23 protein-coding genes and 1 pseudogene are annotated in these 23851 nt (G+C 73.2%); 19 read left to right on the top strand and 5 right to left on the bottom strand.

From position 1 onward, the window contains the following. Nucleotides 1-28: 28 nt before the first annotated feature. Entirely contained in the window at nt 29-643 is a 615-nt protein-coding gene (locus QUG92_RS02705; RefSeq protein WP_289457585.1) for a class I SAM-dependent methyltransferase, read from the bottom strand. A gap of 61 nt (nt 644-704) precedes the next feature. Between QUG92_RS02705 and hflX the strand changes: the two genes are divergently transcribed. Further along, nucleotides 705-2243, top strand: coding sequence for a GTPase HflX (gene hflX, locus QUG92_RS02700; RefSeq protein WP_069713557.1), 1539 nt, complete (start codon nt 705-707; stop codon nt 2241-2243). 195 nt (nt 2244-2438) lie between these two features. Here the strand turns inward: hflX and lexA are convergent, their stop codons facing one another. After that, on the bottom strand, nt 2439-3083 hold the full coding sequence (lexA, locus tag QUG92_RS02695; protein ID WP_069713535.1) for a transcriptional repressor LexA: 645 nt from the start codon (nt 3081-3083) through the stop codon (nt 2439-2441). Between the two features lie 235 nt (nt 3084-3318). On the opposite strand from lexA, the gene QUG92_RS02690 reads away from it, so the two are divergent. From QUG92_RS02690 to QUG92_RS02610, 17 genes are all read left to right on the top strand, one after another. After that, nucleotides 3319-3693, top strand: a complete 375-nt coding sequence (locus tag QUG92_RS02690) for a LysM peptidoglycan-binding domain-containing protein (RefSeq protein WP_289457584.1) — start codon at nt 3319-3321, stop codon at nt 3691-3693. Between the two features lie 91 nt (nt 3694-3784). Continuing rightward, nucleotides 3785-4909 (top strand): histidinol-phosphate transaminase, encoded by a 1125-nt coding sequence (locus QUG92_RS02685; RefSeq protein ID WP_289457583.1) that lies wholly within the window; start codon nt 3785-3787, stop codon nt 4907-4909. After that, nucleotides 4906-5508, top strand: a complete 603-nt coding sequence (hisB, locus tag QUG92_RS02680; protein WP_069713532.1) for an imidazoleglycerol-phosphate dehydratase HisB — start codon at nt 4906-4908, stop codon at nt 5506-5508. Before QUG92_RS02685 ends, hisB begins: the two co-directional genes overlap by 4 nt. Continuing rightward, nucleotides 5505-6140, top strand: a complete 636-nt coding sequence (hisH, locus tag QUG92_RS02675; RefSeq protein ID WP_289457582.1) for an imidazole glycerol phosphate synthase subunit HisH — start codon at nt 5505-5507, stop codon at nt 6138-6140. The genes hisB and hisH overlap by 4 nt, the downstream gene beginning before the upstream one ends. A gap of 129 nt (nt 6141-6269) precedes the next feature. Beyond that, nucleotides 6270-7016 (top strand): bifunctional 1-(5-phosphoribosyl)-5-((5-phosphoribosylamino)methylideneamino)imidazole-4-carboxamide isomerase/phosphoribosylanthranilate isomerase PriA, encoded by a 747-nt coding sequence (gene priA, locus QUG92_RS02670; protein WP_069713530.1) that lies wholly within the window; start codon nt 6270-6272, stop codon nt 7014-7016. A gap of 5 nt (nt 7017-7021) precedes the next feature. Continuing rightward, entirely contained in the window at nt 7022-7855 is an 834-nt protein-coding gene (locus QUG92_RS02665) for an SseB family protein (RefSeq protein ID WP_289457581.1), read from the top strand. A gap of 136 nt (nt 7856-7991) precedes the next feature. After that, a complete protein-coding gene (locus QUG92_RS02660) occupies nt 7992-8870 on the top strand; it encodes a ParA family protein (protein ID WP_069713529.1) in 879 nt (292 codons plus the stop codon). After that, complete coding sequence (locus QUG92_RS02655; RefSeq protein ID WP_182047064.1) at nt 8854-9669, top strand: segregation and condensation protein A; 816 nt, start codon at nt 8854-8856, stop codon at nt 9667-9669. Before QUG92_RS02660 ends, QUG92_RS02655 begins: the two co-directional genes overlap by 17 nt. Continuing rightward, entirely contained in the window at nt 9659-10345 is a 687-nt protein-coding gene (gene scpB, locus QUG92_RS02650; protein WP_083264044.1) for an SMC-Scp complex subunit ScpB, read from the top strand. Before QUG92_RS02655 ends, scpB begins: the two co-directional genes overlap by 11 nt. Continuing rightward, complete coding sequence (locus QUG92_RS02645) at nt 10342-11100, top strand: hypothetical protein (RefSeq protein WP_289457580.1); 759 nt, start codon at nt 10342-10344, stop codon at nt 11098-11100. The genes scpB and QUG92_RS02645 overlap by 4 nt, the downstream gene beginning before the upstream one ends. Before the next feature lie 563 nt (nt 11101-11663). Continuing rightward, a complete protein-coding gene (locus tag QUG92_RS02640; RefSeq protein WP_259346186.1) occupies nt 11664-12419 on the top strand; it encodes a pseudouridine synthase in 756 nt (251 codons plus the stop codon). A 20-nt stretch (nt 12420-12439) separates the two neighbouring features. Continuing rightward, nucleotides 12440-13564 (top strand): prephenate dehydrogenase, encoded by a 1125-nt coding sequence (locus QUG92_RS02635; RefSeq protein WP_182047063.1) that lies wholly within the window; start codon nt 12440-12442, stop codon nt 13562-13564. Between the two features lie 200 nt (nt 13565-13764). Next, the gene (gene cmk / locus QUG92_RS02630; protein WP_259346185.1) at nt 13765-14430 is read left to right on the top strand and encodes a (d)CMP kinase; all 666 of its coding nucleotides are present in this window, start codon (nt 13765-13767) and stop codon (nt 14428-14430) included. Nucleotides 14431-14550: 120 nt separating this feature from the next. After that, complete coding sequence (der, locus tag QUG92_RS02625; protein ID WP_069713021.1) at nt 14551-16074, top strand: ribosome biogenesis GTPase Der; 1524 nt, start codon at nt 14551-14553, stop codon at nt 16072-16074. A gap of 60 nt (nt 16075-16134) precedes the next feature. Continuing rightward, nucleotides 16135-16695, top strand: a complete 561-nt coding sequence (locus QUG92_RS02620) for a hypothetical protein (RefSeq protein WP_289457579.1) — start codon at nt 16135-16137, stop codon at nt 16693-16695. Nucleotides 16696-16734: 39 nt separating this feature from the next. Further along, on the top strand, nt 16735-17244 hold the full coding sequence (locus tag QUG92_RS02615) for a hypothetical protein (RefSeq protein WP_289457578.1): 510 nt from the start codon (nt 16735-16737) through the stop codon (nt 17242-17244). 96 nt (nt 17245-17340) lie between these two features. Further along, nucleotides 17341-18207 carry an oxidoreductase gene (locus tag QUG92_RS02610; protein WP_289457577.1) on the top strand — a complete coding sequence of 289 codons (867 nt, stop codon included), beginning with the start codon at nt 17341-17343 and terminating at the stop codon, nt 18205-18207. A gap of 54 nt (nt 18208-18261) precedes the next feature. Here the strand turns inward: QUG92_RS02610 and QUG92_RS02605 are convergent. Then, nucleotides 18262-19074 (bottom strand): annotated as a pseudogene (locus QUG92_RS02605) (helix-turn-helix domain-containing protein); the annotation flags it as partial. Nucleotides 19075-19176: 102 nt separating this feature from the next. On the opposite strand from QUG92_RS02605, the gene QUG92_RS02600 reads away from it, so the two are divergent. Then, a complete protein-coding gene (locus QUG92_RS02600) occupies nt 19177-20049 on the top strand; it encodes an oxidoreductase (RefSeq protein WP_289457576.1) in 873 nt (290 codons plus the stop codon). Nucleotides 20050-20091: 42 nt separating this feature from the next. On the opposite strand, the gene QUG92_RS02595 is transcribed toward QUG92_RS02600, so the two are convergent. Beyond that, the gene (locus tag QUG92_RS02595) at nt 20092-22260 is read right to left on the bottom strand and encodes a RecQ family ATP-dependent DNA helicase (RefSeq protein ID WP_289457575.1); all 2169 of its coding nucleotides are present in this window, start codon (nt 22258-22260) and stop codon (nt 20092-20094) included. Between the two features lie 68 nt (nt 22261-22328). After that, on the bottom strand, nt 22329-23801 hold the full coding sequence (locus tag QUG92_RS02590) for a hypothetical protein (protein ID WP_289457574.1): 1473 nt from the start codon (nt 23799-23801) through the stop codon (nt 22329-22331). Between the last annotated feature and the right edge of the window lie 50 nt (nt 23802-23851).

Genomic DNA, 23851 nt, shown 5'->3' with positions numbered 1-23851 from the left:
CCGGTGTCGGTGCGCCCTGGTACCAGTGCTACGGCGCCGTGCGGTGGACCCGGATGACGCGGAAGCCCTTGTCCGTCGTCGCCCGTGCGACCTGGAAGCCGTCGTCGAGCGTCTCCCGCAGCCACCGCTGCAGGGAGTCCCCGCCGAGGTCCTTCGACACGACGAGCCAGGCGTCCCCACCGACCTCGAGCCGAGGGAGCCAGGTCAGCAGGATCGCGTGCAGCTCGTCCTTGCCCACGCGGATGGGCGGGTTCGACCAGATCGTCCGGAACCGCAGGTCCGCCGGGACCTCGTCGGGCAGGGCGACGGTCACGTTGGTCGTGCCGGCGGCGGCGGCGTTCGCCCGTGCCAGGCCGAGCACCCGCTGGTTGACGTCGACACCCCACACGGCGGCGCCGGGCGACTCCAGCGCCATCGTGATCGCGATCGGTCCCCAGCCGCAGCCGACGTCGAGCAGCGCGCCCTCGGCCGCCGGCGGCGGCACCGAGCCGAGCAGGACCCGCGTCCCGCGGTCGAGGCCGTCCGGGCTGAAGACGCCGGCGGCGGTCGACAGGGTGAGCGGTCGGCCCGCGAGCGTGACGTGCACCTGGCGCTCCCGCACCTCCGACGAGGGATCGGCGGAGAAGTAGTGGTCGTTCGCCATGGAAGAACCGTACCGGTGCACCCGTGTGTCCCGGGCGTGGCGGCGGTACCCTGTGGAGAAGATGACGGAAACCACCATGAACGACGGACGATCCGACGACAGCGCCGAAGGTGTCGTGGAACGCGTCCTCCGCAATGCCGAGACCCGGGCGACGTCGGCGATCTTCGCTCCGGCCCAGGCCATCCAGACACGATCGGTCGACGAGCACGGCTGGTCCGGCGACGGCGACCAGTACGAGCGTGAGGACCGCGCGGCCCTGCGCCGAGTCACCGGTCTCTCCACCGAGCTCGAGGACGTCACCGAGGTCGAGTACCGGCAGCTCCGGCTCGAGCGGGTCGTCCTCATCGGCGTGTACCCCCAGGGCGACGCGCAGGACGCCGAGAACTCCCTGCGCGAGCTGGCCGCACTCGCCGAGACCGCGGGCGCCGTGGTGCTCGACGGGCTGCTGCAGCGCCGACCGAACCCCGACCCCGCCACGTACCTCGGCAAGGGCAAGGCCGAGGAGCTCGCGATGGTCGTCAAGGCCACCGGGGCCGACACTGTCGTGGCCGACACCGAGCTCGCCCCGTCGCAGCGCCGCGCGCTGGAGGACGTGGTGAAGGTCAAGGTGATCGACCGCACCGCGGTGATCCTCGACATCTTCAGCCAGCACGCCACCACCCGCGAGGGCAAGGCGCAGGTCGAACTCGCGCAGCTCCAGTACCTCCTCCCGCGTCTGCGCGGTTGGGGTGAGTCGATGTCCCGCCAGGCCGGTGGTCAGGTCTCCGGCGGTGCGGGCATGGGTTCGCGTGGTCCCGGTGAGACGAAGATCGAGCTCGACCGCCGCCGCATCAACACGCGCATGTCGAAGCTGCGTCGGCAGATCGCCGGCTTCCGTCCGGCGCGCGAGGCCAAGCGCGCGGACCGGCACCGCAACGAGGTGCCGAGCGTCGCGATCGCCGGCTACACGAACGCCGGCAAGTCGTCGTTGCTGAACCGGCTGACGAGCGCGGGCGTGCTCGTGCAGAACCAGCTGTTCGCCACGCTCGACGCCACCGTGCGCCGCACGGAGAGCAGCGCCGGCCGCGAGTTCACGTTCGTCGACACCGTCGGCTTCGTGCGGAACCTCCCGCACCAGCTCGTCGAGGCCTTCCGGTCGACCCTCGAGGAGGTCGGCGAGGCCGACGTCATCGTGCACGTGGTGGACGGGTCGCACCCGGACCCCGCCGCGCAGCTCGCGACGGTCCGCGACGTGATGGGCGACGTCGGTGCGCGGGACATCCCCGAGGTCGTCGCGTTCAACAAGGCGGACCTGATCGACGAGGCGCAGCGCCTCGTGCTCGTCGGTCTCGTGCCGGACGCGGTGTTCGTGTCCGCCCGCACGGGCGAGGGCGTGCCCGAGCTGCTCGCCGCGATCGAGGCGCGGCTGCCCGAGCCGGACGTCGAGCTCACCGTCGTGGTGCCGTACGACCGCGGTGACCTCGTGTCCTCGCTGCACGACGCGGGCGCGGTCGAGTCCACCGACTACGTCGAGGACGGCACGCGACTGCGGGTGCGGGTCTTCCAGCGGCAGGTCGCCGAGCTCGACCCGTTCGTGGTCGCGCCGGTCGCGACGGCGTAGTCCCGCAGGCGGTCGCGCCGCACGCCCGGCCGGGAGGCACGGGGCGGCTCCGGCGCGCCGGTCCGGCCGCTGGGTGGTGCGGTGCGGTCTCCTGCTTCCGTCCCGCCGTCGGACGGTGCGGCGTGACTGCGCACAACGCGGAGCAGCCCGCGCCACGGAAGACCGTGGCGCGGGCTGCTCCGCGTTGTTCCGGCGTCAGATCGAGCGCAGGACCGCCACGACCTTGCCGAGCACGGTGGCCGCGTCGCCGAGGATCGGCTCGAACGCGGTGTTCCGAGGGAGCAGCCACGTGTGGCCGTCCCGCTGGCGGAAGACCTTCACGGTCGCTTCCTCGTCGAGCATCGCGGCGACGATGTCCCCGTTGTCCGCCGTCTGCTGCGAGCGGACGACCACCCAGTCCCCGTCGCAGATCGCGGCGTCGATCATCGACTCGCCCACGACCTTGAGCATGAAGAGGTCGCCCGTCCCGACGAGCTGACGGGGGAGCGGCACGATCTCGTCGACGTGCTGCTCGGCCGTGATCGGGACACCGGCGGCGATGCGCCCGACCAGCGGCACGAGGGTGGTCGCGTCGACGTCGGGGGTGTCGACGTCCGGGGTCGGCTCGTCGACGAGGACCTCGAGCGCACGGGGGCGGTTCGGGTCGCGGCGGATCCACCCGCCCAGCTCGAGCTGCCCGAGCTGGTGCGAGACGCTCGACAGCGACGACAGCCCGGCGGCGTCACCGATCTCGCGCATGCTCGGCGGGTAGCCCCGGCTGGCGATCGACGCGCGGATCGCGTCGAGGATCGCCTGCTGCTTCGCCGTCAACGGCTTCTGGACCCGCAGTTCGTCCGCCACGTCGTGTCGCCCTTCGTCGGTGCCGGGCGGTCGGGCAGGAATGTCGGTGGTCTCCGCTTGACTCGTCCCAGTCGATCGAAACAGTATCCGACCGGCGCAGGCCGGACAAACACCTGTTCGAGCGTGTCGGCAAGAAACTCCCCACAGATTCCTTCCTGGGACTTGTGTGGGGTCGGATTCGAAACTATGTTCGGTACACGACTTCGGTTCCTCCGAACGGGAAGGCAAGAACGACATGAGCACCATGGCCATCGCTGACCAGCGCACCGCGACGCCCGCCGTCCGTACGCGCCTGCGCATCACGCGCCGCGGCCGCATCGTCCTGACGACGCTCGTCGCGCTCCCGGTCTTCGTGATCGTCGCCCTGTCCGTGCTCAACGGCGGTCAGGCCTCGGCCGGAGACTCCTCCCGCGCCGGCGAGCCCGTGCACTTCGACACCGTGACGATCCAGCCGGGCGAGACGCTCTGGCAGCTCGCCGAGGAGACCGCGCCGCAGGCCGACCCGCGCGACTTCGTGCAGGACGTCGTGAGCCTCAACGCGCTGGACGGGTCCTCGCTGCAGGCCGGCGAGCAGATCGCCATCCCCGCGAAGTACACGACTGGCGACTGACCGCAGCCTCCAGCCCGGCGGACCCTGGCCGGCACGGTCCACCGTCCGGACGGCCGGTCGCCGCACACGGGGCCCGGCCTACGATGGATCGGTGGCAACCTCGCTCGAAGACCTCCCGATCCGCGACGACCTCCGTGGGCAGAGCCCCTACGGCGCTCCGCAGAAGCACGTGCGCGTGCAGCTCAACGTCAACGAGAACACGCATCCCGTGCCCGAGGACGTCGCCGAGGACATCGTGGCCTCGATCCGGCAGGCCCTGGCCACCGTCAACCGGTACCCGGACCGCGAGTTCACCGAGCTGCGTCGGTCGCTGACCGCGTACCTGAACGGCGGCCTCACGGCGGACCAGCAGCTGACCCCGGAGCAGCTCTGGGCGGCGAACGGGTCCAACGAGGTCCTGCAGCAGCTCCTCCAGGCCTTCGGCGGTCCTGGCCGCTCGGTGCTCGGCTTCCCGCCCACGTACTCGATGCACTCGATCCTCGCCGCCGGCACCGGCACGCGGTGGATCCCGGCGCAGCGCGACGACGAGTTCCGCATCGCCCCGGAGACGGTGGTCGCGGCCATCGCCGAGCACCGTCCGGACATCGTCTTCCTCTGCGGCCCGAACAACCCCACGGGCACCCCGCTCGACATCGAGACGATCCGTGCCGCCTACGACGCGACGGACGGCATCGTCATGGTCGACGAGGCCTACGCGGAGTTCATGCCCGCCGACGCGCCGAGCGCCATCACCCTGCTGCCGGGACGACCGCGACTGGTCGTGTCCCGCACGATGAGCAAGGCCTTCGCGTTCGCCGGTGCCCGCGTCGGCTACCTGGCTGCCGACCCGGCGGTGGTCGACGCCCTCCGACTCGTCCGCCTGCCGTACCACCTGTCCGCGCTCACCCAGGCCGCCGCGATCGCCGCGCTCCGGCACGCCCCGGCGATGCTCGCGATGGTCGACGACATCAAGCGCCAGCGTGACCGGATGGTCACCGAGCTCGGGGCGATGGGGTACCGCACCTACGAGACGTGGTCGAACTTCGTGCTCTTCGGTGGTGTCGCGGACCCGAACGCCGCGTTCGAGGCGCTCCTCGAGCAGGACGTCATCGTCCGCGACCTCGGGATCCCGAACCACCTCCGGGTGAGCGCGGGGACCGAGGAGGAGACCACCGCGTTCCTCGAGGCCATGCGCCGCGTGGCCGCCGTGCAGCCGCCGGTTAGGGTGGACGCATGACCGCCCGCACCGCCTCGATCAGCCGGAGCACGAGCGAGTCGAGCATCGAGCTGTCGCTCGACCTGGACGGCACCGGTTCGTCCGACGTCTCGACGAGCGTGCCGTTCTTCGACCACATGCTGACCGCGTTCAGCAAGCACTCGCTGATCGACCTCCGGGTGCGGTCGACCGGGGACACCGACATCGACGTGCACCACACCGTCGAGGACACCGGCATCGTGCTCGGGCAGGCCCTCAAGCAGGCCCTCGGTGACCGGTCGGGCATCGGTCGCTACGGCGATGCGCTCGTCCCGCTCGACGAGGCCCTGGCGCAGGCCGTGGTCGACGTGTCCGGCCGACCGTTCCTCGTGCACTCGGGCGAGCCCGACGGCTTCGAGTTCCACCGCATCGGCGGCCACTTCACCGGGTCGATGGTCCGGCACGTGTTCGAGGCGATCACGTTCAACGCCGGGATCACCGTGCACGTCCGCGTCCTCGGCGGTCGCGACCCGCACCACATCGCCGAGGCCGAGTTCAAGGCCTTCGCCCGGGCGATGCGCCGCGCCGTCGAACTCGACCCGCGCGTCGACGGCATCCCGTCCACGAAGGGCGCACTGTGAGCGCCAGGCCGAACGTCGTCGTCCTCGACTACGGGTCGGGCAACGTCCACTCGGCGGCGAAGGCGCTCGAGCGCGCGGGTGCCGACGTGACGCTCACCGCCGACAAGCAGGAGGCCCTGCGCGCGGACGGCCTGCTCGTCCCGGGCGTGGGCGCGTTCGCCGCGGTCGTCGACCAGCTCGAGGGGGTGCGCGGCGGCGAGATCGTCGACCACCGCCTGGCCGGCGGGCGACCGGTGCTCGGCATCTGCGTCGGCATGCAGGTCATGTTCGCCCGCGGTGTGGAGCGCGGCGCGGACGTCGAGGGCCTCGGCCAGTGGCCGGGCACCGTCGAGGAGATCCGGGCCGAGGTGCTGCCGCACATGGGGTGGAACACCGTCCAGGCACCGGAGGACTCCGTGCTGTTCGACGGCCTGCGCGACGAGCGCTTCTACTTCGTGCACTCCTACGGCGTCACCGACTTCCCGCTCGACGCCTACGGCCCGTTCCGCGCCCCGCGGCTGACGTGGGCCGAGCACGGGCAACGCTTCGTCGCGGCGGTCGAGAACGGCCCGCTCACCGCGACCCAGTTCCACCCCGAGAAGTCCGGCGAGCCGGGCATCCGGCTGCTCCGCAACTGGGTCGACTCGCTCTGACCCGTCTGCCCCGAACCGACACCGGACCGGCACCGTGTCCGACGCGACGGCACCGCCGGAGCCGAGCCGTGCCTCCCGGCCGCTCCCGACCACCCGCGTGACCGCACCAGCAACAGAACCGACAGGACCATGACCGACCTCACCGCCACCCCGCCCCTCGTCCTGCTGCCCGCCGTCGACGTCGTCGACGGTCAGGCGGTCCGCCTCACGCAGGGCGAGGCCGGCAGCGAGACCGCGTACGGCGACCCGGTCGCCGCGGCCCGCACCTGGCGCGACCAGGGTGCCGAGTGGATCCACCTCGTCGACCTCGACGCGGCGTTCGGCCGCGGCGACAACCGCCGGCTGATCGCGAAGGCGGTCCACGAGGTCGAGGGCGTCTCGGTCGAGCTGTCCGGCGGCATCCGCGACGACGCCTCCCTCGAGGCCGCGCTCGCGACCGGGGCCGCCCGCGTCAACCTCGGCACCGCCGCGCTCGAGAAGCCGGAGTGGGCGGCGCGCGTCATCGGCGAGTACGGCGAGCAGATCGCCGTCGGCCTGGACGTCCGCGGCACCACCCTGGCGAGCCGCGGGTGGACCGAGGACGCCGGCGACCTGTGGGAGGTGCTCGACCGGCTCGAGGCCGCCGGGTGTGCCCGGTACGTCGTCACCGACGTCACGAAGGACGGCACGCTGCAGGGGCCGAACGTCGAGCTCCTCCGCGAGGTCTGCGACCGCACCGACCAGCCCGTCGTCGCCTCGGGCGGGATCTCGACGCTCGACGACCTCCGTGCCCTGCGCGAGCTCGTGCCGCACGGCCTCGAGGGCGCGATCATCGGCAAGGCCCTGTACTCCGGCGCGTTCACCCTGCCGGCCGCCCTCGACATCGCGTCGGAGTAGCCGCGGTGGCGGGCATCTCGAACGGGCGCGGCACCGGACCCGAGGCGCCGGAGCCGGGCGCGACCGACGACGCCCACACCCCGGGCGGTGCCGCCGACTCGGCGGGGAACCCCTGGGCGGGACGGACGTTCGACGCCCACGACGACGCCTACGCGGACGACGACGGCCTGGCCGACCCGGCACTCGTCGCCGCGATCACGGCCCTGCAGCAGGGCGGGTCCCAGGCCGCGGTCGTCGAGGCGCTGCGTGGGGCCCGGCTGCTCATCCCGCTCGTCGCCGAGGCCGGTGACGTCGGGCACACCGCCGAGGGGAAGCTCGTCGACAAGACGCAGGAGCTGTCGATCGTCACGGTCGCCGGACCCGACGGCCGCAGCGTGATGCCCGCGTTCACCTCGGCCGAGGCGATGCGCTCCTGGGACGCGACCGCACGACCGGTGCCGGCGGACGCACGCCGCGTGGCGATGGCCGCGGCGAGCGAGGAGACGCAGCTCGTCGTCCTCGACCCGACGGCACCGACCGAGTTCGTCCTGCGCCGGCCCGCGGTGTGGGCGATCGGGCAGGACCTGCCGTGGACGCCCTGCTTCGAGGACCCGGAGGTGGGGCAGGCGTTCGCCGACTCCGTCGCCGACGAACCGGCGGTCGCCCGCGTCGAGCTGTCGCCCGGCGACCCCCTCGGCCGCTTCGCGGGCGCCGAACTGACCGTCGGGTTGGCGCTGCACCCCGGACTCCACCAGGCGGACGTGCAGGCCCTGGTCGGCCGGCTGCAGCAGCGCTGGACGGCAGACGCCGTGATCGCCGACCGGGTGGACAGCATGCGGGTGGCGCTGCGGCGAGCGTGACGCCGGTCCGGGCCCGGACGGGAGGCACGACTCGCGTCCGACGGTCCGGCTGCGGTCCGGTGGTCCGACGGTCCGGTGACGCGGCGCCGCGGCGGTGCGGCCCGGGCCGGGCAGGGCACGCCGGTACGATGACCGGGTGAGGACGAACCCGACGAGCACCCCCGGCACCGGCGAGACCCCGGTCGGCCCCACCGGTCGGCCCGTGCGGCAGTTCCCCGTGCCCGAGGAACTCGACGGTCACGGCCCGGCTCGCATCATCGCGCTCTGCAACCAGAAGGGCGGCGTCGGCAAGACCACGACGTCCATCAACCTCGGCGCCGCGCTCGCCGAGTACGGCCGCAAGGTCCTCGCCGTCGACTTCGACCCGCAGGGCGCCCTGTCCGCCGGCCTCGGCGTCCGCACGCACGACATCCCCACGGTCTACGACCTGCTCATGGGCGCCGTCAAGGACCCGCGCGAGGTCATCCAGCCGACGAACGTGCCGATGCTCGACGTCATCCCCGCGAACATCGACCTGTCCGCGGCCGAGGTGCACCTCGTGAACGAGGTCGCCCGCGAGCAGATCCTCGCGAGCGTGCTCCGCAAGGTGTCGAACGACTACGACCTCATCCTCGTCGACTGCCAGCCGTCGCTCGGCCTGCTCACCGTCAACGCGCTCACCGCGGCGCACGGCGTCCTCATCCCGCTCGAGTGCGAGTTCTTCGCCCTGCGCGGCGTCGCGCTCCTCATCGAGACGATCGACAAGGTGCGCGACCGCCTGAACCCCGCCCTGCGGCTCGACGGCATCCTCGCGACCATGTACGACTCGCGCACCCTGCACTCCCGCGAGGTCATGGAGCGCGTCGTCGAGACCTTCGACGACCACGTGCTCGACACGGTCATCGGCCGGACCGTCAAGTTCCCGGACGCCACCGTCTCGGCACGTCCGATCACGCAGACGGCACCCGAGCACGCCGCGGCGCACGCCTACCGGGCGCTCGCCAGGGAGCTCGTCGAGCGTGGCGCCGTCGCCTGACGCGACCACGCCGTCCGGCTTCCGGGTCCGGCTGCGCAACTTCGACGGCCCGTTCGACCTGCTGCTGTCGCTGATCACGAAGCACGAGCTCGACATCACCGAGGTGTCGCTCGGCGCCGTCACCGGCGAGTTCATCCAGTACGTGCGCCAGGCGGAGTCCGCCGACGAACTCGACGAGGCCAGCGAGTTCCTCGTCGTCGCCGCGACCCTGCTCGACCTGAAGATCGCCGGGCTCCTGCCGCAGGGCGAACTCGTCGACGCCGAGGACGTCGCCCTGCTCGAGGCCCGCGACCTGCTGTTCGCCCGGCTCCTGCAGTACCGGGCGTTCAAGCAGGCCGCCGAGTGGTTCGGGGAGCAGTGGCAGCAGGAGTCCCGCCGCCACGTCCGCCGGGTGCGGCTCGAGGAGCGCTTCCGAGCGCGGACGCCCGAGCTCGTGTGGACCCTGTCCGTACAGGACTTCGCGGCGATCGCGACGCTCGCGTTCGCCCCGCGGGAGATCCCGACGGTCGGACTCGACCACCTGCACGCGCCGCTCGTGAGCATCCGCGAGCAGGCCGCGATCGTCGTGTCGATCCTCCGGACCCGTGCCGACGAGGACGTCTCGTTCCGCGAGCTGGTCGCCGGTGTCTCGGAGACGGGTATCGTGGTGGCTCGCTTCCTGGCGATCCTCGAGCTGTACCGGAACGCGTCGATCTCGTTCGAACAGCTCGAACCGCTGGGGGAGTTGACACTCCGGTGGACCGCCGAGGACTGGTCCGAGGAGAGCCTCGCGAACCTGGGAGCCGACTATGACGGATGACGCACGCGCCGCCGCGTCGAGCGCCGAACCCGGGGGAGCGGACGAGGTCGCCGACGCCCGCGCGATCGAGCAGGAGCTGCGCGACGCCGGCCACGCCCGCACGGAGCTCCCGGTCGACCGCCAGCTCGAGGCGATCCTCATGATCGCCGACGAGCCCCAGTCGCTGGTGTCACTCGGCGCCGCGGTCGGCGCGCCGGTCCCGGCCGTGCGCCAGGCGATCGAGCGGCTCGTCGCGGACTTCGACGGCGTGGCCGGGACCGTCCGCCGCGGCTTCGAGCTCCGAGAGGTCGGCGGCGGCTGGCGGTTCTACGTCCGCCGGGAGCTCGACGTCGTCGTCGAGCAGTTCGTCGAGGCGGAGCGCCCGGCACGGCTGTCGCAGGCGGCCCTCGAGACCCTGGCGGTCGTCGCCTACAAGCAACCGATCACCCGGTCGCAGATCGCGTCGATCCGCGCGGTGAACGTCGACGGGGTCGTCCGAACCCTCGTCGCGCGCGGTCTCATCGAGGAGTCGTTCACCGACGCCGAGACCGGCGCCATCAACTACGTCACGTCCGACCTGCTGCTCCAGCAGCTCGGCATCAACTCGCTCGACGAGCTGCCGCTCATCTCGCCCCTCCTCGAGGACGGCGTCGGCGGCTTCGAGCAGAACGAAGGGATCCCCGATGGCCGCGTATGAGGACGAACGACGAGGAGGCCCCCGACGGTCGGGTCGCGACGGCGGGTCGGGTCGCGACGGCGGGTCGGGTCGCGACGGTGGCCGGACGGGAGGCACGCCCCGCGACCGCGACGGCGGCTCCGCTCGTGCGGGTGGCCGGTCCGGTGACGACCGCGGTGGGTACCGGGGGCGCGACGAGCGGTCCGGTGGGACCGGCGGTGGGTACCGCGGGCGCGACGAGCGTCCGGGCGGCGCCCGGGGTGGCGACGACCGTGGTGGGTACCGGGGACGCGACGAGCGGCCCGGTGGAGCCGGCGGCGGGTACCGGGGGCGCGACGATCGTTCCGGCGGCGGGTACCGGGGCGGCGACGACCGAGGTGGGTACCGGGGGCGCGACGAGCGGTCCGGTGGGACCGGCGGCGGGTACCGGGGCGGCGAGGACCGCGATGGGTACCGCGGGCGTGACGACCGTTCCGGCGGCGGGTACCGGGGCGGCGACGACCGTGGTGGGTACCGCGGGCGCGACGACCGTTCCGGTGGTGCCCGGGGCAACGACGACCGTGGTGGGTACCGCGGCCGTGACGACCGTTCCGGTGGGACCGGTGGTGGGTACCGCGGCCGTGACGACCGTCCGGCCGGCGCCCGTGGCGGCGACGACCGGGGCGGGTACCGGGGTCGTGATGATCGCGGCACCGGCGGGTACCGGGGCGGCGACGACCGCGGTGGGTACCGCGGGCGGGACGACCGACCGGGTGGTGACCGCGGCCGCTTCGTGAGTCGCGACGACGACCGCCGCGGCGGGGACGGCGGGTTCGTCCGCCGCGAGGACGACCGCTCCACGAGCGGGTACCGCGGCCGCGACGACCGCGGGCGCGACGACCGCAGGGGCGGCGGCCGTGACCGCGACGACCGTGGTGGGTACCGCGGGCGTGACGACCGGGGTGCCGGTGCCTCCCGTGGGCGTGACGACCGTCGTGACGACCGGCGCGACGACCGGCGCGATGACCGCCGCCGCGACCCGGCGCGCGAGGACCGCCGGACCCCGGACGGTCGACCGAGCACCGTCTGGCACAACGGCCGCCGCTACGTCGGTGGCACGACGACCGCGCGCAACGGCGACCGCCCCGGTGGCGCGGGTGCTCGGGGAGCAGCAGGTGCTCGGGCAGCCGGACCCCGCGGCGCCGACGCCCGCACGACGCCGCGCCCTGCGGGCGCGCGCGACGAGCACGGCGCACCGCTGGAGGGCACGCCGGAGCGTCCGATCATCCCGGACTGGGACGCGACGGAGGGGAGCGCGCCCACCGGGGGCGAGCCGAGCCTCCAGGCCGACGGTGAGCGCCTGCAGAAGGTCATCGCCGCTGCGGGCGTGGCGTCCCGCCGGGTGGCGGAGAACCTGATCGTCGAGGGTCGCGTGACCGTCAACGGCGAGGTCGTCGACGCCCTCGGGCGTCGGGTCGACCCGGAGTCCGACGCGATCGCGGTGGACGGCGTGCCGGTGCAGGTCGACACCTCGCGGCGGTACGTGCTCCTCAACAAGCCGACCGGGATCGTGTCGAGCCTGCAGGACGAGCGGGGCCGGCGCGACCTGTCCGAGTTCGTCGACCGGTACGAGGAACGGCTCTTCAACGTCGGCCGGCTCGACGCGGAGACCTCGGGGCTGCTGCTCCTGACGAACGACGGCGACCTGGCGCACGTGCTGGCCCACCCGTCGTTCGGCGTCGCGAAGACGTACATCGCGAAGGTCGCGGGCAACGTCAACCCGGGTACCGTGCAGCGACTCCTCGACGGCGTCGAGCTCGAGGACGGACCGATCGCCGCGGACAAGGTGCGGTTGCTCGAGTCGGCGCGCGGCGAGTCGCTCGTCGAGGTCACCCTGCACTCGGGGCGCAACCGCATCGTCCGCCGCATGCTCGAGGCCGTCGACCACCCGGTGCTCGAACTCGTCCGGCGTTCCTTCGGACCGCTGCAGCTCGGCTCGCTGCCGGTCGGCCGGGTCCGTGAGCTGTCGACGGTCGAGCTCGGTGCACTCCTGCGCATCGCCCGCGAGGCGCAGGTCGCTCCACAGGGCGCCGGGGACGAGGAGACCACCGACTGAGGCCTCGGTAGGCTGACCGCGTGACCGACGCCCCCGCCCCGCTCGCCGAACCGGACATCGACCGGCGGCTCCGCGGACCCGTGCGGGTCGTCGGGGCCGGGCTCCTCGGGGCCTCCATCGGGCTCGCCCTGCGCGAGAAGGGCGTCGACGTGGTCCTCGATGACGTGTCGCCTGCCGCGCTGGCGCTCGCCGTGGACTACGGCGCCGGTCGTCGTCCCGCAGCGGGCGACGAGCCGGAGCTCGTGGTCGTGGCGGTGCCCCCGGACGTCGTGGCGACGGTGGTCGAGCGCGAGCTCGCCGCCTTCCCGCGCGCCGTCGTGACGGACGTGGCGAGCGTGAAGACCGGGCCGCTCGAGCGCCTGCGTGCCGCCGGTGCCGACGTCGCGCGCTACATCGGGTCGCACCCGATGGCCGGTCGCGAGCGCAGCGGTCCGACCGCGGCACGGGCCGACCTGTTCGTCGGGCGCCCGTGGGTCATCGCGGGGCACGACGGCATCTCCTACCAGCGGGCCGCGGTGGTCGAGGACCTCGCCCTCGACGTCGGTGCGACGGTGGTGCCCATGGAGCCGAGTGCGCACGACCTCGCGGTCGCCTACGTCTCGCACGCGCCCCAGCTCGTCTCCACCCTCATGGCCGCGCGGCTGCAGGAGGCACCGGACGGGTCGCTCGACCTCGCGGGCGGCGGCGTCCGCGACGTCACCCGCATCGCCGCGAGCGATCCGGGGCTCTGGGTGCAGATCATCGGTGCGAACGCCGCGAACATCCGACCGGTGCTCGCCGACCTGCGCGACGACCTCGACCGGGTGCTCCGAGCACTCGACGACCCGGACGGCCAGGGCTCGCCGCGCACCATCGCCGAGACGATCGCCGCCGGCAACCGCGGTGTCGAGCGCCTGCCGGGCAAGCACGGCACGACCAAGCGCTTCGCCCAGGTAGTCGTCCTCGTCGACGACACCCCGGGCCAGATCGCCGCACTCCTCGCGTTCATCGGGGAGATCGGCATCAACCTCGAGGACATGCGCCTCGAGCACTCACCGGGCGCACCGATCGGCATCGTCGAGGTGGCGGTCGTGCCCGAGCAGGAACAGCGACTCGTCGAAGAGCTCGAGGGTCGCGGATGGAGGATCGCAGCAGCATGGGCCTGAACGACGACACGAACACCGCGCTCGAACAGTCCGGCGTCACCGGCGGACCGGACGGCCCCGACTCCGGGCTGCCGGCCCCGGGCGGCCAGCCCGGACCCATCGGCGGCGGCGACATCGCCGGCGGCCTCGACGGCCAGGGCGGTGGCGAGCCCGGTTCGACGAGCGCACCCGTTCCGTCCGGGCTGCCCCAGGGCGCGTTCGTGGCGAAGACCGTCATCGCGGTGGACGGACCGGCCGGCAGCGGCAAGTCCAGCGTCTCGCGTGCCGCGGCCCGCGCCCTCGGGTTCGGCTACCAGGACACCGGCGCCGCCTACCGTGCCCTCGCGTGGCACGCGCTGCAGCAGGGCGTCGACCTCGACGACCCGTCGGCGGTCCTCGCCAGCTGGGACACCTTCGACTACGCGATCGGCACCGACCCCGACGACTACTTCGTCCGGGTCGGGGACACCGACGTGACCGAGGCCATCCGGACGCCGGAGGTCACGGCCGCGGTGGCGCACATCGCGAAGCTGCCCGAGGTGCGCGAGCGGCTCGTCCAGCTCTTCCGCCAGGTCATGCGGAAGGCGGACGGGCAGGGCATCATCACCGAGGGGCGCGACATCACGACCGTCGTCGCCCCCGACGCCGAGGTCCGGATCCTGCTGACGGCCGACGAGTCGGTTAGGATGGCTCGGCGATCTGCTGAGGTCACGACCCAGTCGGCCGCCGAGACCTCCGCCGCACTCGCTCGCCGGGATGCAGCGGACGCGAAGGTCGTCGACTTCATGAACGCCGCAGACGGTGTCACGACGCTCGACTCCACCGACCTCGACTTCGACCAGACCGTCCAGGCGGTCGTCGACCTGGCCCGAGCGGCCACGCACTGACGCAGACCGGGCGCCGTCCGGTCACACGACCGGGTCGCCCGGTCACCACAGCCGGGTGACCGGCCCGGCCGGGAACGGCCACCGACACCGCGACTCCGGTCGCACACGAGGAACCCCACCATGGCCCAGCAGGACAGCCACGACAACGACGACTTCCCGGAGTACGACGACGCCCTCGGTGAGCGGCTCGCCGGACTCGACGAAGCCGAGGCGGAGCAGCGCGCGAACGCGCTCCGCGTCGGCCTCGACGAGTACGAGCTCGACGAGGAGGACGTCGCGCTCCTCGACGCCGGTGCCCTCGGCGAGGACGGCGTGCACTACCTGCCCGCCTACCCGGTGCTCGCGATCGTCGGTCGCCCGAACGTCGGCAAGTCGGCGCTCGTCAACCGCATCATCGGTCGGCGCGAAGCCGTCGTGCAGGACGTCCCCGGCGTCACGCGCGACCGCGTGAGCTACAAGGCCGAGTGGAACGACAAGCGCTTCACGCTCGTGGACACCGGTGGGTGGGAGCCCGACGCCCGCGGCATCAACGCCTCGGTCGCCGCGCAGGCCGAGGTGGCGGTCGACCTCGCCGACGCCGTGCTCTTCGTCGTCGACGTCACCGTCGGCATCACCGCCACGGACGAGCACGTCGTGAAGATGCTCCGCGGCACCGACCGTCCGGTCATCGTCGTCGCCAACAAGGCGGACGACGAGCGCCGCGACCTCGACGCCTTCGAGCTCTGGAACCTCGGCCTCGGTGAGCCGCACCCGGTCTCGGCGCTGCACGGCCGCGGCGTCGCGGACCTGATGGACCTCATCATCGCGACGCTCCCCGACACGTCGGCCGTCGCCAAGCAGGAGGTCGGCGGTCCCCGTCGCGTCGCGATCCTCGGACGCCCGAACGTCGGCAAGAGCTCGCTGCTCAACAAGGCCGCGGGTGAGGAGCGCGTGGTCGTCAACGACCTCGCCGGCACCACGCGCGACCCGGTGGACGAGCAGATCGAGCTCGGCGGCCGGGTCTGGCGCTTCGTCGACACCGCGGGCATCCGGAAGCGTGTGCACCTGCAGCAGGGCGCAGACTTCTACGCGTCGCTCCGCACCACCGCGGCCCTCGAGAAGGCCGAGGTCGCGGTCGTCGTGCTCGACGTCACCGAGACGATCTCGACGCAGGACCTCCGCATCATCGACCTGGTGCTCGAGTCCGGTCGCGCGCTCGTCCTCGCCTACAACAAGTGGGACCTGCTCGACGACGACCGCCGCCGTTACCTGGAGCGCGAGATCGAGCAGGACCTGGCCCACGTGGCCTGGGCCCCGCGCGTCAACATCTCCGCCCGCACCGGCCGGCACCTCGAGAAGCTCGTGCCCGCGCTCGAGACCGCGCTCGAGTCGTGGGACACCCGCATCCCGACCGGCAAGGTCAACGCCTTCATCGCCGAGCTCGTGCAGGAGCACCCGCACCCTGTCCGCGGCGGCAAGCAGCCACGCATCCTGTTCGGTACCCAGGCGTCGAGCCAGCCGCCGACGTTCGTGCTCTTCACCTCGGCCTTCCTCGACCCGCAGTACCGACGCTTCATCACGCGCCGCCTCCGCGAGGTCTGGGGCTTCGAGGGGACCCCGATCAACGTCAACATGCGGGTGCGCGAGCGCCGGAAGCGCACGTAGTCGGTCCGGGGGGACGACGTGCGACGGCGAGCACCACGGGGACCGGCGACGGTCCTGGTGGTGCTCGCCGTCGTCGTGGGCGGGGTCGGGATCGCGTGGACGGTCAGCACACCCCGCGGGGGTGATGCCCTCGTCGACCGACACGCTGGTGTCGACCGCGACCGAGCGCTGACGCGACCGCAGCCGTCGGCGCCGATCGGGGTGTCGAACGCCCTCGGAGCGCCGATCCCGGAGCCGCCGGTCCGAGCCACGCCACGCGACGTCGAGGACTGGGTCGCACGCACGCTGCCGGTCGCCGGGCCGATCCTCCCGGTCGGCGACGACGTCGGCGGGACCGTGCGAATCGAGCGGGTGGGGGACGCGTCGGTGGCCGTCCGCCTGCAGGGCCTCACCGTGCCGCCAGGGCACCGTTCGCTGCGGATCGTGCTGTCCCGCCAGGTCGCCCTCGACACGGCGGCGCTCGCAGCCGCGCACACGCTCACGGCGGTGCCCGCCGTCGCCGGGGACACGTCGATCGTCACCGATCCCACGTCGCTCGAGGCGGACGTCCGGACCGTGGCGGTGCTGGACGACGACTCCGGCGAGGTGCTCGGCGTCGCCCTGCTGGTCCCCGTCGACTGACGTCGCCCGGGTAGCGCCCGGATGCGGCACGATTGACGGGTGAGTCTCCCCGCCCTCGCCGACCGTGTGTGGTGCCGGCTGCACCTCGACCGCCTGGCCGGCGGTCGGCAGGCCGGCTACGTCATCCGCGAGGACATGCTCGCGCACCCCGACACCGTGCGCTCCTTCCGGTGGATCCGGTGGCTGCTCGTCGCCGAGACCGCCGTCGGCCTCGCCGCGATCGTCGTCGCCGTGCTGCTCACCCGTGCCGGGGAGACGGTGGCGTGGGCCGTGTGGTTCCGGGCGACGGTCGTGCTGCTCATCACCCTGACGCTCTACGTGTTCGCGTGGCGGGCGCAGCTCGGCTACTACTGGGCGTACCAGCGACTCCGCCTGTTCAGCAGGATCTTCCCGGTCGTGACGCTCGTCGTCGCCGCGATCCCCGGGCTCTACCCCTTCTGGATGGTGATCGAGCAGATCCTGTTCTCGCTGCTCATGATCGGCATCGGCGACGTCCTGACGAGCGACCACATGCGAGCGACGTTCCCGAAGCCCCGCACGGCGCGCTGAGTCCGCGGCACCAGGCGGCGCCAGGGCGGCACCCGGGCGGCACCAGGGGACACCCACGGCCAGGCACACCGGAGCGAACGGGTGCATCGTCGACGCATGACGACGAACACGCTCCCCGGCGGCACCTACGACCTCGGCGACCTCGAGGTCACCCGCTTCGGGTACGGCGCGATGCAGCTCGCGGGACCGCAGGTGTTCGGTCCGCCGGCCGACCGGGACGAAGCCGTCCGGGTCCTCCGCACGGCCGTCGAGCTCGGCATCACCCACATCGACACCGCGGACTTCTACGGCCCGCACGTCACGAACGAGATCATCCGCGAGGCCCTGCACCCGTACCCGGAACAGGTCCACATCGTGACGAAGGTCGGATCCCGACGCAACGACAAGGGGCAGTGGCCGCCGGCCCGGAAGCCGGAGCAGCTCGTCGAGGACGTGCACGCGAACCTGGAGCGGCTCGGCCTCGAGCAGCTCGACGTCGTCAACCTGCGCGTCGGCGGGTTCGACGCCCCGGAACCGGGGAGCATCGCCCCGCAGTTCGAGGCACTGGCCGGCCTGCAGCAGCAGGGGCTCGTCCGTCACCTCGGCCTGTCGACGGTCACGGGCGGGCAGCTCGTCGAGGCGCTGCGGATCGCGCCGGTGGTGTGCGTCCAGAACATGTACAACGTCGCGCAGCGTGCCGACGACGACCTCGTGGACCTCACCGCGGCCGAGGGCATCGCCTACGTGCCGTACTTCCCGCTCGGCGGCTTCTCGCCGATCCAGTCGGCGGCGCTGGACGCGGTCGCTGAGCGGCTGGGGGAGTCACGCCTGTCGGTGGCGCTCGCCTGGCTGCTGCAGCGGTCCGACAACATCCTGCTCATCCCCGGGACGTCGTCGGTGGACCACCTGCGCCAGAACGTCGCCGGAGCCGGGTTCACCCTGCCGGCGGACGCGGTTCGGGAGCTCGACGCCATCGGCGGCTGAGGCGGCTGAGGCGGCTGAGGCGGCTGAGGCGGCGAGGCTCCCGAGGAGCGCGAGGGCGCGCGCCGAGGGGGAGCCCGGTTCGGCGTGGTGCACCACGAGGAGCAGCCCGTCGGTGCCCCCGACGCCGAGCTTCTCGCGCCGGAGCTCCAGGTCGCCGACCTCGGGGTGCCACATCCGGACGGTCCCGCCGGCGAGCGGCCGCACGTCGTGGCGGGCCCACAGCCGGCGGAAGTCCTCACTGCCGAGGGACAGCTCGCCGACGAGCGACGTGACGCCGGGGTCGTCGACGTCGGTGCCGATTGAGGCCCGGAAGGCCGCGACCATGCCGGCCATCTGGTGTTCCCAGTCGGGGTAGCGCTCCTGCTCGGCGCCGTCGAGGAACATCGTACGCAGACGGTTCTCGCCCGCTCGCATCCCCGGCGCGAGCTCCGTCGCGAGGGCGTTCGCGGCGAGGACGTCGAACGCGCGGCCCTCGACGAACGCCGGCAGACCGATCACGTCGAGCAGCTGCAGGGTGCCGGACGGCACGCGCTCCCCGGTGGTGCGAGCGGAGGCCCGTCCGGAGCCGCCCCGACGGGGTCGTGCGCCACCGGCCTCGTGCGCGGCGAGCGAGTGCAGGTAGCGGGTGGCGGTCGTGTCGAGATCGAGCACCCGTGCCAGTGCGTCGAGCACCTGACCCGACGGGTTCCGGTCGCGACCCTGCTCGAGCCGGAGGTAGTAGTCGGCACTGATGCCCGCGAGCGTCGCGACCTCCTCGCGTCGGAGCCCCGGGGTGCGACGCACCCCGGTCACGCGGATGCCGGCGTCCTCCGGTCGGACCAGGCTGCGCCGAGCCCGCAGGTACGCGCCGAGGCTGTTGTCGCTCACACCGCGATGCTACGGACCGCCTGCGTTCGGTTCCTGGTCCCCGTGGTCCCAGGGACGCGGGGGACCTGTCCCGTCGTGCCCGGCGGGCGCATCGTGGTGGGCATGAGCAAGACGACCCTCCCCGGCGGCACCTTCCGCCTCGCTGACGACCTCGACCTGACCCGGATCGGCTACGGCGCCATGCAGCTCGCCGGCCCCGGCGTGTTCGGCCCGCCCGCCGACCGTGACGAGGCGGTCCGGGTCCTCCGCACCGCGGTGGAACTCGGCATCACCCACGTCGACACGTCCGACTTCTACGGCCCGCACGTCACCAACGAGATCATCCGCGAGGCCCTGCACCCGTACCCGGACGAGCTGCACATCGTGACGAAGGTCGGCGCCCGACGCGACGCCGCGGGGAACTGGCCGCACGCTCGCGAGCCGCACGAACTCGTCGAGCAGGTGCACGACAACCTGCGCACCCTCGGTCTCGAACGGCTCGACGTGGTGAACCTGCGCATGGGTGGCGTCGACGCTCCCGAACCGGGCAGCATCGCGCCGCAGGTGGAGGCGCTCGCCGCACTCCAGCAGCAGGGCCTCATCGGGCACCTCGGCCTGTCGACGGTGGACGCCGAGCAGCTCGCTGAGGCGCGGATCATCGCGCCGATCGTCTGCGTGCAGAACTCCTACAACGTCGCCCGACGCGAGGACGACGCCATGGTGGACCACACCGCGGCCGAGGGCATCGCCTACGTGCCGTACTTCCCGCTGGGCGGGTTCTCGCCGATCCAGTCCGGCGCACTCGACGCCGTCGCCGAGCGTCTGGGGGAGTCGCGGCTGTCGGTGGCGCTCGCGTGGCTGCTGCAGCGCTCGCCGAACATGCTGCTCATCCCCGGGACGTCCTCGGTGGAGCACCTCCGCGCGAACGTCGCCGGCGCGGGCATCACCCTGCCGTCGGACGCACTCGCCGAACTCGACGCGATCGCCGCCGCCTGACCGGCGGGGCCGACCGCCGGAGCCTGACGCTGGAGCTCGGTGTCAGGCGACCGTGGCGAGCGCGAACGGCAGCACGGCCGCCGCCCCCGCACGGCGGAGCTCCCGCCCGGCGACGGTCATCGTCCACCGGCTGTCCACCAGGTCGTCCACGAGCAGCACCGGCCCCTGGTGCGACCCCAGCGCCGCCGCCAGCGCCGGGTCGACCACGAACGTGTCCCACACCCCGGCCAACCGGTAGGCGCTGTTCGTCGCGCCGTCCCCTCGGGGCTCCCCGCCGTTCCGCCCGAGCGTCCCGAGGAACTGCAGGCGCCCGATCGACGACAGTGCCTGCGCCAGCGACCCGACGAGCTCCGGCCGCGACCGCGACGACATCGCCACGACCCCGGTCGGCCGCTCCGCCCACGGCCAGTCCTTGAGCGCTCGGATGCACCCGTCGACGAGCTCGCGCGAGACGGGGCCGTCCGGCGTCGACGCGGCGAACAGCGCGCGCAGGGGGCCGCCCCATCCGAGGTCGGTGAGCCGGGCGACGGCGCGGCCCGGCTCGACGAGCTCACCCGTGGGGATCCGGCCCTTCACGGCCACGCCGAGCGACGACATGCCCGAGGGCCACTGGGCGCGCGGCGCGATCTCGACGCCGACCCGGTCGAGCGCGGCGGCCGCACCGGAGGTGTCCGAGTCCGAGATCGACGTCGGGTACCAGACGCCGGCGCAGTTGTCGCAGCGGCCGCAGGGCTCGGCGGACGGGTCGTCGAGGTCCTGCTGCAGGAGCTGCATCCGGCACGCCGAGGTCGATTCGTAGGTGAGCATCGAGGACGCCTCGGCCTCACGCGCGGCGGCGACCCGCTCGTACCGCGCGGCGTCGTACTGCCACGGCTGCCCGGTCGACACCCACCCGCCGGCCACCCGGTGGACGGCACCGTCGACGTCGAGGACCTTGAGGAGCAGTTCGAGCGTCGACCGCTTGATGTCGACGAGTCCCTCGAGCGCGACGGTCGACATCGCCGTGTCGGTGGACAGCGCCGACAGCACGGCCGACGCCCGCGCCTCGGTCGGCATGGAGGCGCTGGCGAAGTACTGCCAGATCTCACGGTCCTCGCGTCCGGGCAGGAGCAGGACGTCGGCGTTGTCGGTGGCACGGCCGGCGCGACCGATCTGCTGGTAGTACGCGACCGGCGACGAGGGCGCACCGACGTGCACGACGAACCCGAGGTCGGGCTTGTCGAAGCCCATGCCGAGCGCGCTCGTGGCGACGAGCGCCTTGAGCTCGTTGCCCTTGAGCTGCTGCTCGAGCTGTTCGCGTTCCTCGGTGTCGGTCCGTCCCGTGTACGCGCGCACGGCGTAGCCGTTCTCGCGCAGGAGCCGGGCGATGTCCTCGGCCCCGGACACCGTGAGCGTGTAGATGATGCCGCTGCCGGGCAGGTCGCCGAGGTGCGCGAGCAGCCACCCGAGGCGCTGCCGGGCGTCCGGCAGCGTCAGCACGCCGAGCCGCAGGGACGCCCGGGCCAGCGAGCCACGGATGGTGAAGACCGGGGCGTCCGGACCGGCCGTGAGCTGCTCGGCGACGTCCTCGACCACGCGCTCGTTCGCCGTCGCGGTCGTGGCGAGGACGGGGACCCCGTGCGGGAGCGACCGGATGAGCTCGGCGAGCCGGCGGTAGTCCGGCCGGAAGTCGTGGCCCCAGTCCGAGATGCAGTGCGCCTCGTCGACGACGAGCATCCCCATCCGCGCGATCAGCGTCGGCAGCTGCTCGTCGCGGAACCGCGGGTTGTTGAGCCGCTCGGGGGAGACGAGGAGCACGTCGACCTCGTCGCGCGCGAGGGCGGCCTGCGTGTCCGACCACTCGTGCGCGTTCGCGGAGTTGATCGAGACCGCCCGCACACCCGCTCGGGCCGCCGCCGCCACCTGGTCGCGCATGAGGGCGAGCAGCGGGGAGACGAGCACCGTCGGACCGCCCCCTCGTCGCCGGAGGAGCAGCGTCGCGAGGAAGTACACCGCCGACTTGCCCCATCCGGTCCGCTGCACGACGAGCGCGCGCTGCCGGTGCTCGACGAGCGCCGAGATCGCCTCGAGCTGCCCGGGGTGGAAGACCGCGTCCGGCCGCCCGGTCAGGGCGGCGAGGGCCTCCTGCGCCTCCGCGGCGATCTCGGCGGACGGCGGAGCCGTCGCGGGAACAGGCGAGCCGACGGACGAACCGACACCGAGACCAGACATGCCCCCATGCTGTCAGCACCGACCGACGGAACCGGCCCCGTCCCTCCAGGCTGTGGACGAGCGACCCGCTACTGGTACGTGATCAGCGACGGCGTCGGCGACACCTGGTCCATCGTCTGCTCCGGCGACAGCATGGGCGTGTCCTCGTCGTAGAAGTTCTTCCAGCCCCAGTGCACGCCCGCCGGTGCGTCCTGGTGCAGGGCCTCCCACGTCGCCTGCTTGTCGGGCTGCGATCCCTGGCCGTCCACGTGGACGAGCAGGTCGAGCTCCGGGTGGGACGCCAGCGAGGCCCGGTCCTGGATCATCGACAGCCGGAACTGGTGCAGCACGAGCGCCTTCGGCGGCAGCCCCTCGCTCCGCACGAGGTCGGCGAGCCACGACGACACCTCGTTCACCTCGGACGCCGACACGCTCCCGATCTGCCGCAGCGGCACCTGGTCCGCGGTCAACCGCCACTCCGGGTCGAGCGCGAGCCACACGCCCGGCTTCCTGAGCAGCGACTCGTACCGCTTCGCCTGCGACAGGAAGTCGGAGCGGCCGGGCTGCAGGTCGAGGATCACCGGCATCCCCGCGTCGTGCGCCGCCTCGACGTACGGTTCGAGCGTCGACACCGGGAGTTCGGTGGAGTAGTCGCCGTCCGCTCCGGCGTCGCCGGCCGCGACGGTCGCGATGACCTCCATCGCGGGCGTCACGGGTTCGTCGCCGAGGCCGTCGTACTGCTCCGCCGTGGCCTCCGCGCGACGGACCGTGGCCGCGGGGTCCTGCTCGCCGAGGACGCCGAGGACCGGCGCTCCGGGCGCGCCGTACAGCGCGACGTACCGGTGCCCGTCGAAGGGCCGCTGTCCGCCGTGCGGCAGCTGCCACCCGCTCGCCGCGGCGCGCACCGTCCACCCCGGGTCCGGCAGGTCGCCGAACGCGGTCCCGACCAGGACCGTCGGGTGCCCGGCTCGCTCGTGCAGGGCCGTCACGACGTCGGGCGCCGCGGCGGGGTCCGTGACACCGTCCGGCATGACGACCACGCGGGCACCGGCCGCCTGCGCCGTCGCCACGGCAGCCGCGTCCGGGGCACGGTCCGCCACCACCACGGTCGCCGGCCGGGAGGCACCACCCGTCTCCGGCGCGTCACCCCGGTCCGGCGCGTCCCGCTCCGGGACGTCGGTGTCGACCGTCACGTCGCCCTCGGCCTGGTACCAGTCCGCGCCGAGCCGGCGCAGCTCACGGGCGACGCCGCCACCGTCGCCGTCCGTGAGCAGGACGGGCACGTGCGCGGAACGGGCGGCGCTCGCCGCCTCCCGCACCGCACCGGCGTCGTCAGCAGCCGCGACGATGGCCCCCGGAGCCGACGCGAACAGCGCGCGGCTGGTCGCCACCGACCGCGCCGACGGGTCGCGCTGCGCGGCGACGGACACCGACCCGGCCGGCTGCTCCGCGAGCTCCGCCACGGTCGGCGCGGGCTCCGACGACGTGCACCCGGCGGCACCGAGCAGCAGCCCGGAGACCGAGAGCGCGAGCAGGACACGGGTGGGAGGGCCGGAACGCATCGGGCCACCCTACGGACCTGCCGGACGAGTCCCTGTGAACGCAACGGGTG

It is taken from the genome of Curtobacterium citri, assembly GCF_030362955.1.
GTDB lineage: Bacteria > Actinomycetota > Actinomycetes > Actinomycetales > Microbacteriaceae > Curtobacterium > Curtobacterium citri.
The sequence above is the reverse complement of the archived record's forward strand: the minus strand, read 5'-3'. Positions and strand labels throughout refer to the sequence as shown.